At 72.0% G+C, this 15,464-nt stretch carries 12 protein-coding genes and 3 pseudogenes; 8 read left to right on the top strand and 7 right to left on the bottom strand.

Features of this window, described 5'->3' with window-relative positions:
• Positions 1 to 46: 46 nt before the first annotated feature.
• Entirely contained in the window at positions 47 to 1,036 is a 990-nt protein-coding gene (locus tag ACHZ99_RS23005) for a fibronectin type III domain-containing protein (protein WP_420306593.1), read from the top strand.
• Positions 1,037 to 1,087: 51 nt separating this feature from the next.
• Here ACHZ99_RS23005 and ACHZ99_RS23000 read toward each other — a convergent pair whose 3' ends face one another.
• Positions 1,088 to 1,489: an ATP-binding protein gene (locus ACHZ99_RS23000; RefSeq protein WP_420306592.1), complete on the bottom strand. Its 402-nt coding sequence runs from the start codon at positions 1,487 to 1,489 to the stop codon at positions 1,088 to 1,090.
• Positions 1,490 to 1,661: 172 nt separating this feature from the next.
• Here ACHZ99_RS23000 and ACHZ99_RS22995 point away from each other — a divergent pair.
• From ACHZ99_RS22995 to ACHZ99_RS22985, 3 genes and pseudogenes are all read left to right on the top strand, one after another.
• A pseudogene (locus tag ACHZ99_RS22995) lies at positions 1,662 to 2,505 on the top strand (helix-turn-helix domain-containing protein).
• Positions 2,487 to 2,774, top strand: a complete 288-nt coding sequence (locus ACHZ99_RS22990; RefSeq protein WP_420306591.1) for a DUF397 domain-containing protein — start codon at positions 2,487 to 2,489, stop codon at positions 2,772 to 2,774. The pseudogene ACHZ99_RS22995 and the gene ACHZ99_RS22990 overlap by 19 nt, the downstream one beginning before the upstream one ends.
• Before the next feature lie 949 nt (positions 2,775 to 3,723).
• Positions 3,724 to 3,925 (top strand): annotated as a pseudogene (locus ACHZ99_RS22985) (ISL3 family transposase); the annotation flags it as partial.
• 49 nt (positions 3,926 to 3,974) lie between these two features.
• On the opposite strand, the gene ACHZ99_RS22980 reads toward ACHZ99_RS22985, so the two are convergent.
• Positions 3,975 to 4,481, bottom strand: coding sequence for a DinB family protein (locus ACHZ99_RS22980; protein ID WP_420306590.1), 507 nt, complete (start codon positions 4,479 to 4,481; stop codon positions 3,975 to 3,977).
• A 162-nt stretch (positions 4,482 to 4,643) separates the two neighbouring features.
• On the opposite strand from ACHZ99_RS22980, the pseudogene ACHZ99_RS22975 reads away from it, so the two are divergent.
• Positions 4,644 to 5,261, top strand: a pseudogene (locus tag ACHZ99_RS22975) (ISL3 family transposase); the annotation flags it as partial.
• Positions 5,262 to 6,253: 992 nt separating this feature from the next.
• A complete protein-coding gene (locus tag ACHZ99_RS22970) occupies positions 6,254 to 6,655 on the top strand; it encodes a hypothetical protein (protein WP_420306589.1) in 402 nt (133 codons plus the stop codon).
• Positions 6,656 to 6,739: 84 nt separating this feature from the next.
• Here ACHZ99_RS22970 and ACHZ99_RS22965 read toward each other — a convergent pair whose 3' ends face one another.
• The 5 genes from ACHZ99_RS22965 to ACHZ99_RS22945 form a co-directional block, all read right to left on the bottom strand.
• Positions 6,740 to 7,294 carry a Clp protease N-terminal domain-containing protein gene (locus tag ACHZ99_RS22965; RefSeq protein ID WP_420306588.1) on the bottom strand — a complete coding sequence of 185 codons (555 nt, stop codon included), beginning with the start codon at positions 7,292 to 7,294 and terminating at the stop codon, positions 6,740 to 6,742.
• Complete coding sequence (locus ACHZ99_RS22960; protein ID WP_420306587.1) at positions 7,294 to 7,503, bottom strand: helix-turn-helix domain-containing protein; 210 nt, start codon at positions 7,501 to 7,503, stop codon at positions 7,294 to 7,296. Before ACHZ99_RS22960 ends, ACHZ99_RS22965 begins: the two co-directional genes overlap by 1 nt.
• Before the next feature lie 160 nt (positions 7,504 to 7,663).
• On the bottom strand, positions 7,664 to 11,338 hold the full coding sequence (locus tag ACHZ99_RS22955) for a ThuA domain-containing protein (RefSeq protein WP_420306586.1): 3,675 nt from the start codon (positions 11,336 to 11,338) through the stop codon (positions 7,664 to 7,666).
• A gap of 85 nt (positions 11,339 to 11,423) precedes the next feature.
• Positions 11,424 to 12,083: a ThuA domain-containing protein gene (locus ACHZ99_RS22950; RefSeq protein ID WP_420306585.1), complete on the bottom strand. Its 660-nt coding sequence runs from the start codon at positions 12,081 to 12,083 to the stop codon at positions 11,424 to 11,426.
• A gap of 183 nt (positions 12,084 to 12,266) precedes the next feature.
• Complete coding sequence (locus ACHZ99_RS22945; RefSeq protein WP_420306584.1) at positions 12,267 to 13,283, bottom strand: LacI family DNA-binding transcriptional regulator; 1,017 nt, start codon at positions 13,281 to 13,283, stop codon at positions 12,267 to 12,269.
• Between the two features lie 237 nt (positions 13,284 to 13,520).
• Between ACHZ99_RS22945 and ACHZ99_RS22940 the strand changes: the two genes are divergently transcribed.
• Positions 13,521 to 14,318 (top strand): ThuA domain-containing protein, encoded by a 798-nt coding sequence (locus ACHZ99_RS22940; protein WP_420306583.1) that lies wholly within the window; start codon positions 13,521 to 13,523, stop codon positions 14,316 to 14,318.
• Positions 14,315 to 15,460, top strand: coding sequence for a Gfo/Idh/MocA family protein (locus ACHZ99_RS22935; protein ID WP_420306582.1), 1,146 nt, complete (start codon positions 14,315 to 14,317; stop codon positions 15,458 to 15,460). The genes ACHZ99_RS22940 and ACHZ99_RS22935 overlap by 4 nt, the downstream gene beginning before the upstream one ends.
• The last annotated feature ends 4 nt before the right edge of the window (positions 15,461 to 15,464 follow it).

Genomic DNA, 15,464 nt, shown 5'->3' with positions numbered 1-15,464 from the left:
GCGAAAAAGGTCTGGACCTTTGCTCCGCACGATGAGAGGCGTCCCTGTGAGGCCCACCCCCACGCTCGCCGCGCTGAGCACCACCGCCGCCTGCCTCGTCGCCCTGACCGCGACCTCGTGCAGCTCGGACAGCGGTGCCGCCGAACCACCCGACACCCCGGCCGTCCCCACCGGCGTCACCGTCTACACCAGCAGTTCCACGTCGGCACACGTCATGTGGAACAGGTCCGCCGCGGCCGAGGAGATACGGCGCTACGAGGTGTACCGGAACGGCACCAAGATCCAGAACGTACCGGCGGCGAAGCACATGGTCGACATCACCGGCCTCAAGCCCTCGACCTCGTACACCTTCTCCGTCCGCGCCCGCGACGCCGACGGCAAAGTCTCCGGCGCCGGCAAGGCCACCCCGGTCACCACCCCCTCCGCGGACAGCGACGACAGCAAGCCCCCCACGCGCCCCGCCACCCTCAAGGCACGCGCGGACGGGCCCCGTTCGGCCACCCTGACCTGGACGAAGGCCGAGGACAACAAGGGAATCACGTCCTACGACATCTTCCAGGAAGGCACCAAGATCCACAGCGTCGGCGGCACGAAGACCACCGCCTCCGTCACCACCCTCCGCCCCGGCACCCGCTACACCTTCACCGTCAAGGCCCGCGACGCCGCCGACAACTCCGGCCCGGACAGCCCGCCGGCCACCGTCACGACGGAACCGGCCCCCGAGGGCAAGGCGCGCGCGGAACTCCCGACGGACCTCCAGGCCACCGCAAAGAAGGAGGCCGGCGCCTGGAGCCTCGACCTGGTGTGGAACGCCCCGAAGGCGGGCGGGGACATCACGGAGTACGAGGTGTATCTGAACGGGAAGTTCGGCTCGAAGCTGGTGCTGGGCGAGTCGGCGCCGAAGGAGACGGGCCGGATCAACCTGCCGCTGGAAAAGCAGGAGAAGGCCACCTACGCCGTGAAGGTGCGGGCGAAGCTCCCGGACGGGAAGTGGGGCCCGTTCACGAAGGAAGTAGAGGTCACGGCAGGTTCGTAGACCGCCGCCTACCCCGTCACCGTCCGGCCGGCGGTGAGTCCGGCAGGGCGGTCAGTCCGGCAGGCTGACCCGGGCCCAGACGGTCTTCCCCAGCGGCGCCCGGTCGTGATGACCCACGCACTCCGCCAGTTCGGCGACCAGTTGGAGCCCACGGCCACGCTCGTCATCGGGCCCGGCGGCGAGCTTGCGGGGCGGGATGCGGGTCGCGTCGCTGACCTCGACGAGGCAGTCCCGCCCACGCAGGGTGAGCCGCACCATGAACAACCGCCCGGGGGTGCGCGCGTGCTGGAGTACCGGTAGGCCGTTGGTCGCCAGTTCGCTACAGATCAGCACGATGTTGTCGGCGGCGTCCCCGCAGCAGCCCCAGGCGGCGAGGGCCTTGGTGACCTGCGCGCGGACGAGGCGGACGCTCTTGGCGTAGGGGGTGAAGAGCATCTTCCACATTTCGGTCATGGGCTTGCTCCGTAAGCCGGTTGATCTGGTGGTCGGAAAGGCTGGACAACTACAGTCCGTAGCGGGTTGACTACGAGTGTGCCGCCAGGAGGGTCGTGTGACGACGCTCACACAGGTCGGCGCGGGGGCCCTCGGCGGTTGTTCCAGACCTTCTGCGACGGGAGAACGGCGCATGCCACCACGACGAGCAGTCACGGGACGAAGCCAGGAAGCACGGCAGCGATTCGCGGAGGAGCTGCGGTTACTGCGTACGAAGAAGGGAGAGAGTCTGCGGCAGCTCGGCGAGGCGCTGGGCTGGGATCCGTCGTTGTTCCACAAGCTGGAGACGGGGGCGACGCTGGGGAGCCCGGAGGTGGCGGAGGCGCTGGACACGCATTACGGGACGACGCCGTTGGTGTTGGCGCTGTGGGAGGTGGCGGCGGCGGATCCGACGCAGTTCAGGGAACAGTACAGGCGGTATATGACGCTGGAGAAAGAGGCGACGAGCCTGTGGCACTTCGCGGTGAGCAACCTCCCCGGCCTGCTCCAGACCGAGGAGTACGCACGCGAGCTGCTCTCGGCAGGCGGCGCGAAAGGCAACGAGCTGGAGCAGCAGGTCGAGGCTCGCATGAACCGCCGCATGCTGCTGGACAGCGAGCGCGAGCCGCGCTTTCGGTCCATTCTCTCCGAAGCGGTGCTGCGCATGCCCTTGGGCGATCGGAAGGCATGGCGGGAACAGCTGGAGCACTTGCTGGAGATGGCCGAGCACAACCTGAGTGACGCTCCAAGTGCTCCCCTTCAGCGCCGGAGCGCACCCGCTCGTCAGCACCGACGTCATGTTCCTGCGCCTGCCCGAAGGGCGTACCGTGGCGTATACGGAAAATGCCCACCGCGGCGAACTCGTCCAGGAAAACGGGTCAGTTGAGCGTTTGCAGCTCGCGTACGATGCCGTCCGCGATCGGGCGCTCACACCGGCCGAGTCGCGCAAGCTCATCGTGCAGACGTTGGAGGAAGTCCCGTGCGACGAATCGACCTGAGTACTGTCACCTGGCGCAAGAGCAGCTACAGCAACCCTGACGGCGGCCAGTGCATTGAGGTCTCCGACGACTTCCTGCAGACCGCCACCTGGCGCAAGTCGAGCCACAGCGACACCACGCACGCTGAATGCATCGAGGTCTCCGACGACCACCCCGCCCTCGTGCCCGTCCGTGACAGCAAGGACCCCGACGGCTCCGCCCTGATCTTCGAGGCCGCCGCCTGGTCCGCGTTCGTCAGCGCCGTCAAGTCAGGCGAACTCTCCGCCTGACCGCACCCGCAACGCCGCCCACCCCCGCCCAAGGCGAGGGGGAGGGCGGCGTCGGCGTCTCCCGGAGCCCCGGCCCCAAGGGACCCTGTACCCGCAGCCCCAACCCTCCTTGCCCGAAAGCCCCGAGCCCCGAGCCCCGAGCCCCGAGCCCCGAGCCCCGAGCAACGATCCCCGGAAACACGTCCCCCGCACTCCCGCCCAAGGGTATGCGTCTCCTCTGACAACGCACCTGCTCACGGCGCAGTAGCCCGCCCCCACCCCGGCGGTACGCCACGGAGTTCACCGCGGTACGCGGACCAGCAGCCCGGCCCCGACGAGAGCGGCGCCCGGCCGACCGGACCCGTACGGTGAGCCGGGCCGCCGGCAACGGCACCGGGGCAGACGGCCGCCGGTGGCCGACCGGCACCGCCCGAAGCGGCGCCGACCAAACCGCGGTACGTCACAGAAGCCCGGATCCGCCGGGGCCCGCGCCGGTGCACCCGATGCCGCGCGGCACCCCCGGGGCGTCCTCCGACCCCCCTACGAAGGCGAAGCCCGGACGACGGGGGGCCACCCCGGCCCGGTCCCGCCCGCTCGCGGATGCACCCGGCGGACGGGGGCGGCCTCCGGCGCAGGGGTCGGTCCGTTCGCGCACGTACCCGGGCTCCGGGGTGGACGGGGTGGGGCGGCGCGCAGGAAAGCTGGGTCGACGGGGGTGTGGAGCATTGGCCCCCCGGGGCCCCGCCGCACGGTTCTCCAGGAGCGCCGGGCGCCGGGGTGTGGTCGGCGATGTCACGGAGCGGGCGGCGATCGGCCCTCGCATCCCGCCCGCACCGCCATCCGGGCCACCGCACGCGCCCCGGCGCAGCCCAGAGCCCGCCGTGTGCACGTGGGTGGGCGAAACTCCACCCCCGTGGGCGATTAGGGCTCTTCGCAGGGGTCGAGGTCTCTCAAGGATGGAGGTGACTATGATCTCGGGCTCGAAGTGCGCGGGCAGCGGTTGGAGCCCGATCGGGCGATTCTCCGGTGCCGGGTTGTCGACCCCGACAGACGGTGTCGTCGCTGCGGATGCCAGGGCGCGACCAGGGACACGGTGGTCCGGCGGTTGGCGCACGAGCCGTTCGGGTGGCGGCCCACGGTGTTGGAGGTCAGCCTCCGCCGATACCGGTGTAACGCCGCCTCCGACGACCGGAACACGGACCGACGACGCGCCGCGAGCCGTCAGTCGCCGACGCTGCCATCGATCATCTCGCGCAGGATGTCCGCGTGGCCCGCGTGCCGGCCGGTCTCCAGGATCACGTGCAGGTACACCCACCGCAACGTCAGCTCCTTGCCCCGCGGTGCGTAGTCGAGGCTGTGCTGGGCGGCGATCTCGCGGGAGCGGTCGCACTCCGCCTGGTAGGCGCCGATGACGTCGTCGAGCCTCTCGTTCGGCTCCAGCCGCAGGTCGGCCTCCGGGTCTGCGTCGGTCCACGGCGGCGTGGGCAGCTCCGCGGCGGGGATCTGCCCGATCTGCTCGGCGAACCCGCCCAGTTCCACCCACCGCAGGTGTTTGATCAGGCCGCCGAGGTTGGTGCCGGTCGGCACCGGGCTGCGCCGGGCGTCCTCCTCCGACACCCCGCGGGCCTTGCGCACGACGGCGTCGCGCAGGTAATCCAGGAACGTCTCGAGCTGTTCGCGCTCGCCGGCGGCGACCACGCTGCCGAGGATCTCACCGGGTCTAGTCATGGCCCGAACGTAGCACTCGGGCCGACCCTCGCACCGGGGGCTATTTGGGCTCTTCGCAGTCGCAGTTGAGGGTGTAGACCGGTCGGCGCGTCGGTGGCCGGGTAGGGGTCGAGGTCTCCCGAGGATGGAGGTGAGTATGCCGTCCATCTGGAGGACCTCGGCGTGTCTGACGCTACCTTCGCCCGCCCTGACCTGACCACGTTCGCTCGTCTTGATGATCTCGGGCTCGACGTGCTCGGGCAGCGGTTGGAGCCCGATCGGGCGATTCTCCGGTGCCGGGTTGTCGAGCCCGACAGATGGTGTCGTCGCTGCGGATGCCAGGGCGCGGCCAGGGACACGGTGGTCCGGCGGTTGGCGCACGAGCCGTTCGGGTGGCGGCCCACGGTGTTGGAGGTCGGCCTCCGCCGATACCGGTGCACCGGGTGCGGTCACGTGTGGCGCCAGGACACGTCGCGGGCCGCCGAGCCGCGCGCGACGCTGTCGCGACGTGTCCTGTGGTGGACGCTGGAAGCCCTGGTGTGCCAACACCTGAGTGTCGCCCGCGTCGCCGACGCTCTGGGGGTCTCGTGGAACACCGCCAACGACGCGGTCCTGGCCGAGGGCCGCCGGGTCCTGATCGACGATCCGCACCGCTTCGACGACGTGCAGGTCGTCGGCGTGGACGAGCACGTCTGGCGGCACACCCGGCGTGGCGACAAGTACGTGACCGTAATCATCGACCTGACGCCGATCCGCGATGGCACCGGGCCGGCGCGGCTTCTGGACATGGTCGCCGGCCGCCTGATGAGGCAGTTGATCGAGTCGATCAGCCGAGGCGTCCCCAACTACACCCTCGATCGCGAAGAGCCCGATTTAGGGAGGTTTGGCGGGTGGGTTACCCCGGGTTCGTCACCGCCACGTGCACACCGAGCGCCCCCGGGGGCCGGATACGGCCGAAAAGGCGGCCCGCACGCACGTAAGTGGTCAAAACTCGGCCCCGGCGGGCGATTTGCCCGGGTTCGGGAAGGGGGTTACCGCGGGTTGTGATACGCGGCGCGTTCCCTCCCGGGGGCGGCGAGCAGCCGCAGGCGCATCGCCGCAGGGCGGCAGCGCCAGTGGGGCGCCCTGCGGTGCGGACGCGATACGAGGGCCGATCGCCGCCCAGCTCCGCCACTTCGCCGACCAAGCCCGACGCCCCGCACTCCTGACACACCGGGCAGCAGGGCCCCGGGGGACAAATGCTCCACCACCCCGACGCCGCGCCCCCACACGCCCGCCCGCCACCCCGACACCGCCCCACCCACCGCCCCCGGCCACCCCCGACACAGGTGCCCCGTCGCCGCGCCCCCACGCCCACGCACGCCCACCCCGACACCGCCCCACCCCCGCGGCGGCCACGGTCGCAGGTGCCGCCGCCCCGCCGTTCCGGCCCACGCGGCAACCTCCGCAACCACGGCAACCACCAAAACCCCGAAACCCCCGCGACCCCCGCAACCCCCAGCACACCCGGGGCGAGCGCAACCACCACCCTTCGGAAAACCCCGCCCCGTTTCCACCCCGCCGCCGGAAAGAAGATCCCGGCCCGATATCGCCGCCCCCGCCGTAAAGATCATGGACTTCAGCGACGATGGCTGGGAAATTAATATCGGCGTGCCAGGCACCGACGGAAAACTCTGGCTGAACGATCGCTCGCTGCGAGGAGTGTGGAGCGGCCGACACCGGTGAGCACATGCCCCGACCACGTGCGCCGGCCCCCGCGCCCCGGACCTCCGACCGGTTTCTGAGAGGATGTCATGTCAGCACGACGACGCCGCACCTCCCTGGCCCGCAGAGTCAACGCCCTGCTCGCGGCCGCCGCGCTGCTGGCGGGATCCGGGCTTGTCGCCGGATCCGGATTCGCGTTAGGGACGACGCGGGACACCGCCTCCCCGTCGCCCTGCGACGACGTTCCGCATACCAACAGCTCCAGCGCCGTCGAGGTATTCCAAAGAAGCGGCGACCTGAAGACCCGGCCCGCCGCCGAGTGCGGCGACGTCGCCCGGGCGGACCGGGGCGACGTCTTCTACGCGTGGTGCTATCACGTCGACGACAACGGCAACCGGTGGGTCTACGGCCGCCTCAAGAGAACCCAGACCCGGGGCTGGAAGTCCGTCGGCGACCTGGACTACCGGGAAGGCACGACGAACTCCTGCTGAACCGGCGCCGGGCCGGGCCCTTCCCGACCCGGGCGGTCCGCGCACTCCCCCTCCGAGACGCTCCCCCGCCCGGGCGCTCCCCCCTCACCCCGCCCGCTGCACCGCCGGCAGCGCCGCCTCGACGGCCGCGTACGTCGCGCCGTGGTCGGCCAGGACCTCCGCCGGGATGCCGCGCGCGGCGACGAGGGCGAGCAGGATGTGTTCGTCGCCGATGGCCTTGTCGCCGCGGCCCAGGGCCACCCTGAGGGACTGTTCCAGCACCGCCTTGGCGTCCGCGTCGAAGCGCGTACGGCCCCGCCGCCACGCCCGCGACCGGGCGAGGGCGCCGCGGCCGTGGGTGGACTCGACGCGGTCGACGACCTCGGCGACGTCGATGCCGATCCCGGCGAGGGCGGCGGTGTCGGACTTGGTGATCCCGCCGCGCCGCCGGGCCTCGTTCAGGTCCCGTTCGACGGCGGAGCGCCGCTCCTCGCCGTCGATCCCGGCGGTGGCGAGCGCGACGGCCCCGGGGGTGCCGGAGGTGGCGAGCAGCCGGCGGAGCAGGTGCTCGGCGGTGACGTACGGGTCGCCGACCCGTTCCGCGTGCTCGGCCGCGCCGCGGACGAGGTCCTTGGCGGGCTTGGTGAACCGTTCGAACATCAGCGCCTCCCGTGTTTCTTGTGCACCGCCTGCCGGCTGACCCCCAGCTCGGCCGCGACCTCCTGCCACGACCAGCCCTGGTTGCGGGCGCTGCGCACCTGCACGGCCTCCAGTTGCTCCAGCAGCCGCCGCAGCGCGGCGACGGCCCGGAGCCCGTCCCGCGGGTCGGCGCCCCCGGCCCGCTCGGCAAGTTCGGTAGCCTCACTCATACCGTCAACCTACGTTGACACCGCCCTCCACGTCAACCGTGATTGACATGGAGGGCGGTGCGCGCCCGTGGCCGCAGGTCCCGGCGGTACCGGAGGCCCCCGGCGGCCCCACAGGCCCCCGAAGGCCCCCGGAGGCCCCGGCGGCCTCAGCCCGCGGCGGTCACCGCAGTTCCTTCACCCGGATGTTGCGGAACGCCACCTCGTCCCCCTCACCGTGGTTCTGGATCCCCACATGCCCGTCCGTCAGGCTGCGGACAGGGTCGGTGTTGGTGAAATCGTTGATCTTCTCACCGTTGAGGAAGACCCGCAGCCGCTCGCCCTCGACCCGGATCTCGTACGTGTTCCACTCCCCCGGCGGGTTGAGCACCCTGTCCCGCACCGCGGTGTCGGGGGCCTGGACGCCGTAGATCGCGCCGGTGGTCCGGTCGTCGGAGTCGGTGGCGTCGATCTGGACCTCGTAGCCGTTGTCCATGGCGTCCTCCCAGCCGGCGGGCGGCGGGAAGCCGACGAAGACCCCGGAGTTGTCGTCCCCGGCCGTCTTCCAGTCCAGCTTCAGCGAGTACGCACCGAACTCCTCGGCCTCGTACCAGAGCAGCCCCGTGCCGCCCTCTGAGACCAGCGTGCCGTCCTCGACGCGGAAGGAGCCGGGCCCGGTCTGCTGCCAGCCCTCGGTGGACGTGCCGTCGAAGATCGGGGAGTAGCCGGGCTTCGCGTCGTCGCAGTCGCCCTCGGCCGCGCCCGCGGCGTACTGGATGCCGCCGAGCAGGTGGGCGCGGAAGGCAGGCTCGGTGTACGACTCCTTGGTGTGGCCGCCGCCGGTGTAGAAGGCCCGGCCGCCCTCGTAGCTCTGGCACCAGGCGATGGGGTGGTCCTCGCCCATGGTGCCGCCGTCGTAGCTGGACTCGTCGAGGGTGGCGAGGACGTGGGCCTGCTCACGCGGGTTGGTCCGGTAGTTGTACCACTCGTCCGTACGCACCCACTTCCTGTCCAGGTGCTCGGTGGCCGGGTGCTTGCGGTCCTCGACCGTGACGGTCGCCTCCTGGATCGCCGGGTGGCCGTCGAAGTACGCGCCCACCAGGCCGCCGTAGAACTCCCAGTCGTACTCGCTGTCGGCCGCGGAGTGGACCCCGACGTATCCGCCGCCGCCGGCGACGTAGTCCTCGAACGCCTGCTGCTGCTCCGCGTCCAGGACGTCGCCCGTGGTGGAGAGGAAGACGACCGCCTCGTACTTCTCCAGGTTCTCGGCGGTGAAGGCGCCGCCGTCCTCGGTGGCGTCGACGCCGAAGCCGTTCTCGGCGCCCAGTTCCTCGATGGCGGCGATGCCCTCGGGGATGGAGTCGTGCCGGAAGCCGGCCGTCTTGGAGAAGACGAGGACGTTCTCGTCCTCCTCGGCCGTGCTGCCGGTGGTGAACGTGAAGTCGTCGACGTCGAAGAGGAACGGGCCGTCCGTCCCCTGGAAGACGAGGTACAGCTTCGTGGTGCCCGCCGGGGCGTCCGACAGCTCCGCCGTCACGTCCTGGAAGGTCTCCCAGCCGCCGGTCACCGGCACCTCGGCGGAGCCGAGGAGCTTGCCGTCGGGGGCACCGGCCCGGACCTCCAGGGTGCCGCCGTCGCCGGCGGAGGAGATGCGGGCGGTGAACTCGGTGGCGTTCGACAGGACGTACGGCTCGAAGGCGATCCAATCGCCGTTGTGGATGTCGCCGACGGTCTTGCCCCCGTGGGCGGGGGTCTTGTTGTACTGCTTGACGCCCTGCGAGTCGGTGTAGTGCTCGGCCTGCCGGTGCCGGGGCTGGGCGACGGAGGTGTCCGTCCCGGTCAGGGCGCCCTGGCCCCCGCCGCCGCCGTCGGTGTACGTGGCGGTGAAGCTGCCGTAGAGGTTGGCGTTGGGGTCGTGCTCGCCGTCGGCGGGCGAGTCGATGGTGCCGGAGCAGCCGTTGGCCGAGGTGAGGTCGTGGACGTGCGAATCGTGTCCGACACCGTAGGTGACCTCGACCTTCGAGCAGTCGACGTCGCCGTCCTCGGGGTCGGTCACGGTCACCTCGAAGGGGACGTCATCTCCGAAGGAGAACAGCCGCCCGTTCTCCGGCAGGTCCAGCTTCACCGTGGGCGCGGTGTTGCCCACGACGACCCGCACGTCGGCCGTGCCGCTGAGCCCCCCGGGGTCGGTGACCGTGAGGGTGGCGTCGTACGTCCCGTTCCCGGCGTACGTGTGGGCCGGGTCGGGCTGGTCGGAGGTGGCGCCGTCACCGAAGTCCCAGGCGTACGTCAGGTCGGTGCTGTCCGGGTCCGTGGTGCCCTCGGCGGAGAACCGCACGTCCAGGGGCGCCTGCCCGGAGGTGACGTCGGCCGACGCCGCGGCGATCGGGGACCGGCCGCCGGTGATGTTCTCGATGCGGTACAGCCCGCGGGTGTCGGGCGAGGTGCCGTAGTCCAGGACGTACAGCGCGCCGTCGGAGCCGAAGTCCATGTCCATCACCTGCGTGCCGGTCCAGGGGAAGTCGTTGATGGACTGCACGGTGCCGTCGCCGCCCTGCTCGATGCGCTTGATCCACTGGCGGCCGTACTCGCCGGCGAAGAAGTCGCCGTCCCACTCGGCGGGGAACTTCACCTCCGACCCGGGGTCCGTCTCCGCCTCGCGGTAGACGGGGCCGCCCATGGGGGACTCGGAGCCGTCGCCGAACTCGGGCACGGAGCCGCCGTTGTACGGGATCCACGCGGCCTGCGCCGGCGGCAGCTCGGTCAGCCCGGTGTTGTGCGGCGAGTCGTTGACGGGGGCCGCGCAGTCGTAGGCGGCGCCGGAGGTGCCGGAGCCGAAGTCGTAGTCCTGGTAGGCGTCGTTGGCGCCGGTGCAGTACGGCCAGCCGTAGTTCCCGGCCTCGGTGACCCGGGCGAACTCGACCTGGCCCGCCGGGCCGCGGTCGGGGTTCGCGGCGCCGGCGTCGGGACCGTAGTCGCCGACGTAGACGGTGCCGGTGGGCTTGTCCACGGTGAAGCGGAAGGGGTTGCGGAAGCCCATGGCGTAGATCTCGGGCCTGGTCTTCTCCATCCCCGGCTCGAAGAGGTTGCCCTCGGGTATGTCATACGAGCCGTCGGCGTTGACCTTGATCCGCAGGATCTTGCCGCGCAGGTCGTTGGTGTTCGCCGAGGAGCGCTGGGCGTCGAAGGCCGGGTTGCGGTCGGCGCGCTCGTCGAGCGGGGAGTAGCCCCCGGACTGGAACGGGTTGGTGTCGTCGCCGGTGGAGAGGTAGAGGTTGCCGTCGGCGTCGAAGTCGATGTCGCCGCCGACGTGGCAGCAGACGCCGCGGGAGGCGGGTACGTCGAGGACCTTCTTCTCGCTGCCCATGTCGAGGGTGCCGTCGTCCTTCAGCACGAACCGGGAGAGCCGGTTGACACCGTCGAACGGCGCGAAGTCGGCGGCCGTGCCGGTCTCCGGCGCGTCGCCCGCGGGGGTGTCGAGCGACGGCGCGTAGTAGAGGTAGACGAAGCGGTTGTCCGCGAAGCCCGGGTCGACGCCGACGCCTTGCAGGCCCTCCTCGTCGTGGCTGTAGACGTCGAGCTTGCCGGCCACGCCGGTGGCGCCGGCGGCGGTGGTCAGCCGCACCGTCCCGTCGCGCGAGGTGTGCAGGACCGAGTTGTCCGGGAGCATCGCCATGGTCATCGGCTCGCCGGTATCGGCGTCGCCCTTGGCCAGGGGCACCTGCTGGAACTCGGGGGCCGCGGCCGCCGGTTCGAGCGGGGCGGCCTGGGAGCTGGACGTACTCAGCAGGAGGGCCGGGCCGGCGAGGAGGCCGGCGGTCAGCAGGCTGAGGTACCTGCGCAGTCTTCTCTTGTGCACGTGATCTCTCCTACGGGAGTCGGGGGATCTGCGTGTCGGGGTGGGGTGGGGTGGGCCGGGCCGGGCGGCGAGGCGGCAGCCGGGGTCAGCGGCTGGCCCAGAGGAGCCCCTGCCGGGTGAGGGTGCGCACGTGCGGGTTGCGGAAGTCGGCGGGCACCCGGCCGACCGTGGAGACGAAGACGCGGCCCTTGCCCCACGTCCTGGTCCACACCGCGGGCACGGTCACCGCCCGCTGCCGGGTGTCGTCCGGGTCGTACGTGACCGTGGCCAGCACGTCGTTGAGCGGGTCGGTCAGCGTCCAGCACCCGTCGGTGTCCACGGCGAAGTCGTCGAGCCCGGCGAGGACCGGGTGGTCGGCGTGCGCGGCGCACAGCCGGACGCGCAGGGGTCCGCCGCCCGAGGGGTCGCCGGCGTACGTCCCGCCCGTCATGAGCTGGTAGCCGGGGTCCTCGCGGAAGGCGTCGACGACGCCGCGGTGCCAGCCCGCGAAGCCGGTGCCGGCCCGGACCGCCGCGAGCAGCCCGGCGCTCTCGCCGCGGGTGATGTCGCCCCGGGAGAAGCACTGGAGGACGAGGTCGGTGCCGAGCAGCAGGTCCTCGTCCTCGTAGACCTCCAGCGAGTCCTCGACGACGACATCGAAGCCGTGCTCGCGGAGGAACGGGAGGAACATGTTCGTCGTCTGCACCGGACGGTCGCCGTCGCGGCCACCGCGCACCACCAGAGCCCGCCGCCGTCCGGAGGTCATGGACCGTCACCCCTCCCCGAGGTAAAAAAGTTTCGCAACTCTTGTCGTACGCCCGGACCATAAGAACGCGCCGTGCCGGCCGTCAAGGCTTCACGCACGGGACGTACGAAGAAGTTGCGAAACCGGGGTGGGCCCGGGGAGCGGGGGCGCGGGCGGAGCGGCGGGCGGAGCCGTGGGCTCCGGTCAGTCCCGGGCGGCGGTGCTGCCGCGTACCACCAGGGTCGTCGCCAGCTCGACGCGCGGGCTCTCCAGCTCGTCGCCGTTCATCAGCCGCAGCAGCGTGCGCAGCGCGCTGCTGCCCATGTCCTTGAGCGGCTGGCGCACCGTCGTCAGCGCCGGGGCGACCCAGCGCGCCTCGGGCAGGTCGTCGAAGCCGACGATGCTGACGTCCCCGGGCACCCGCAGCCCCGCCGCGGCCAGGGCCTCGTAGCCGCCGATGGCCATGTGGTCGGAGCAGATGAACAGGGCGGTCGGCGGCTCCGGCGCCACGAAGAGCGCCCGCACCTGCTCCGCGCCGCTCGCGCGGTCGTACGAGCCGTGCCGGACCAGCTCGGGGGGCACCTCGGCGCCGGCCGCCGCCATGGCGGAGCGGTAGCCGGCGGTGCGGGCACGGGCGTAGAGGTGGTGCGGCGGACCGGTCACCAGGGCGATGCGCCGGTGGCCGCGGTCGAGGAGGTGGGTGGTCGCCTCGTAGGCGCCGGCCCAGTTGGTCGTGCCGACGGAGATCACGTCGGGCGGCGGGTCGCTGAGCGGGTCGATGACGACGATGGGCACCTGCGCCTGCCGCAGCCGGGCGAGCTGGTCGGGGGCCGGCTCGATGAGGCCGAGCACCACGCCCGCACTGTCGCGCTCCAGCACGCGGTCCACCCAGTCCTGCGCGGCGTGGTTGTTCGCGGCGGCGCCCTGCCGGGCGACGGAGATCACCACGTGCACCCCGGCCTCGTACGCGGCGGCCTCAAGACCGCTCGCGACGCTCGCCGGCCAGGACCCGTCGAGCCCGTTCATCACCAGGTCGACGGTGCGGGCGCCGGGTTCGTTCAGCGACGCGCCGCGGCGCCGGTAGCGGTGCTCGCGCAGGGCGGAGTCGACCTTGGCGCGGGTGTCCCGGGAGACGTCGTCCCGGCCGTTGAGGACCTTGGAGACAGTGGAGACCGACACGCCGGCCGTCTCGGCGATCTGCGCGAGTGTGGGTCGCGGCATCCTGGTACGGGTCACGATCCGCTCTCTGCCTTACCGATAAAATTTCGGAACACCGTCGTGCCCAGCACGGTGCTTTCTTTGTCCTGCCCTGCCTAGCGCACCCTACTCGACTCCCCCGGCTCCGGCCACGGGCCCTCTCCTGCCAGGGATCTTGACGGTCCTGGCGGGGCCCTCTAGCTTCCGTAGCGCCGCTTCGAAAAATTTTCTGCGTGTTCTTGTAAGTGCGAGGGAGATCCCATGTCGTCGCCGAAGCCACCGGCTGCCCCGCTGCGCGTCACGGTCTGGGGCGAGGGCCTCCACGAGCAGCGCGAGCCCGAGGTCGCCAAGCGGTACCCGGACGGCATGCACGGCGCCATCGCGCAGGGGATCGCGGAGCACCTGGGGGACGGTGTGCGGCTGCGCACGGCGACGCTGGCGGACCCCGAGCACGGGCTGACCGAGGAGGTGCTCGCGGAGACGGACGTGCTGACCTGGTGGGGGCACCTGGCCCACCGGGAGGTCGCCGACGAGGTCGTCAAGCGGGTGCACCGGCGCGTGCTCGCCGGCATGGGGCTGGTCGCGCTGCACTCCGCGCACTGGTCGAAGGTCTTCACCAGGCTCATGGGCACCACCTGCACCCTGCGCTGGCGGAACGAGGGCGAGCGCGAGCTGGTCTGGACCGTCGACCCCACCCATCCGATCGCCGCCGGCGTGCCGCACCCGATCGTCATCGAACAGCAGGAGATGTACGGGGAGTTCTTCGACATCCCCGCCCCCGACGAGCTGGTCTTCGTCAGCTCCTTCAGCGGCGGCGAGGTCTTCCGCAGCGGAGTCACGTTCCGGCGCGGGCACGGGAAGGTCTTCTACTTCTCCCCCGGCGACCAGGACTACCCGGTCTACCACCACCCGCACGTACGCCGCGTCATCGCCAACGGCGTCCGCTGGGCCGCCCCGGGCGGCGACGGCGCCGCGCCGCGGCTGGTGCACAGCGAGACCGGCTGGTGGGCGGGTACCGGCGACGGCGGCGAGGGCGACGGCGACGGCGGGCGGCCGTGACGCCTCGGTCCTTCGCGACGGTGCCGGACGACGGCGCGCCGCTGCGCGTCGTGGTGGTGGGCGCGGGCCGGATGGCGCGGCTGTGGCTGCGTACCATCGCCGCCTCACCGGACGTCACCCTCGCCGGCGTCGTGGACACCGACCCCGCGGCGGCCGTACGGGCACTTCAGGAGACCGGCGCCGGCGAGGTGCCCACCGGCACGAGCCTCACCGCGCTGGCACGCGCCGCCGCGGCGGACGCGGTCGTCGACGTCACCGTGCCCGAGGCCCACCTGCCCGTCACCCTGGAGGCGCTGGGGCTCGGGCTGCCGGTGCTCGGCGAGAAGCCGCTCGCCGCCACGCTCGCCGAGGCCCTGCGGCTGGCCGCGGCGGCGGAGGCGGCGGGGCGGCTGTTCATGGTCAGCCAGTCGCGCCGCTACCACCCGCACCTCTTCGCGTTCCGGGACCGCGCCGCGGCGCTGGGCCGGCCGGGCATCCTCACGACCGAGTTCTTCAGGGACCCGCACTTCGGCGGGTTCCGCGACGCCATGGACCACCCGCTGCTGATCGACATGGCGATCCACCCCTTCGACACCGCCCGCTGGCTGCTGGACGCGGACCCCGTGTCGGTCCACTGCGAGGAGTACAACCCGCCCTGGAGCTGGTACGCGGGCGCGGCCGCCACCACCGCCGTCTTCGAGATGACGGGCGGCAGCCGCTACGTCTTCACCGGCAGCTGGTGCAGCCCGGGCCTGACGACCTCCTGGAACGGCGCCTGGCGGCTGAGCTCCGAACACGGCTCGCTGGTCTGGGACGGCGCGAACCCCGTCACCGCGGAGGCCGCGGACGCAGCCAACGCCGCGGACGCCGCCGTGCCCGCCCCGGCGGCGCCGGCGCCGGACGCGCAGCCGGTGCCGAAGGGGATCACCGGCTCCCTGGCGGAGTTCGTACGGGCGCTGCGTACCGGCGACGTACCGATGGGCGAGGTCCACGACAACGTACGGAGCCTCGCGATGGTCACCGCCGCCGTCGAGTCCGCCGAGACCGGCCGCCGCGTCCGGGTCGACGCCCTCCTCGACACCGCCCTGACCGAAGCCCTGGCGGCGTCGGAGCCCCCGGAGCGCGCCGCGCTCCGCGCGTGGCCCGGCGCCGGAGGCGGATAGCGCG

The sequence above is a fragment of the Streptomyces sp. MAR4 CNX-425 genome, from assembly GCF_048656465.1.
Taxonomy (GTDB): domain Bacteria; phylum Actinomycetota; class Actinomycetes; order Streptomycetales; family Streptomycetaceae; genus Streptomyces.
Note: the sequence above shows the minus strand (reverse complement) of the source record. Positions and strands in the feature narration are given on the sequence as shown.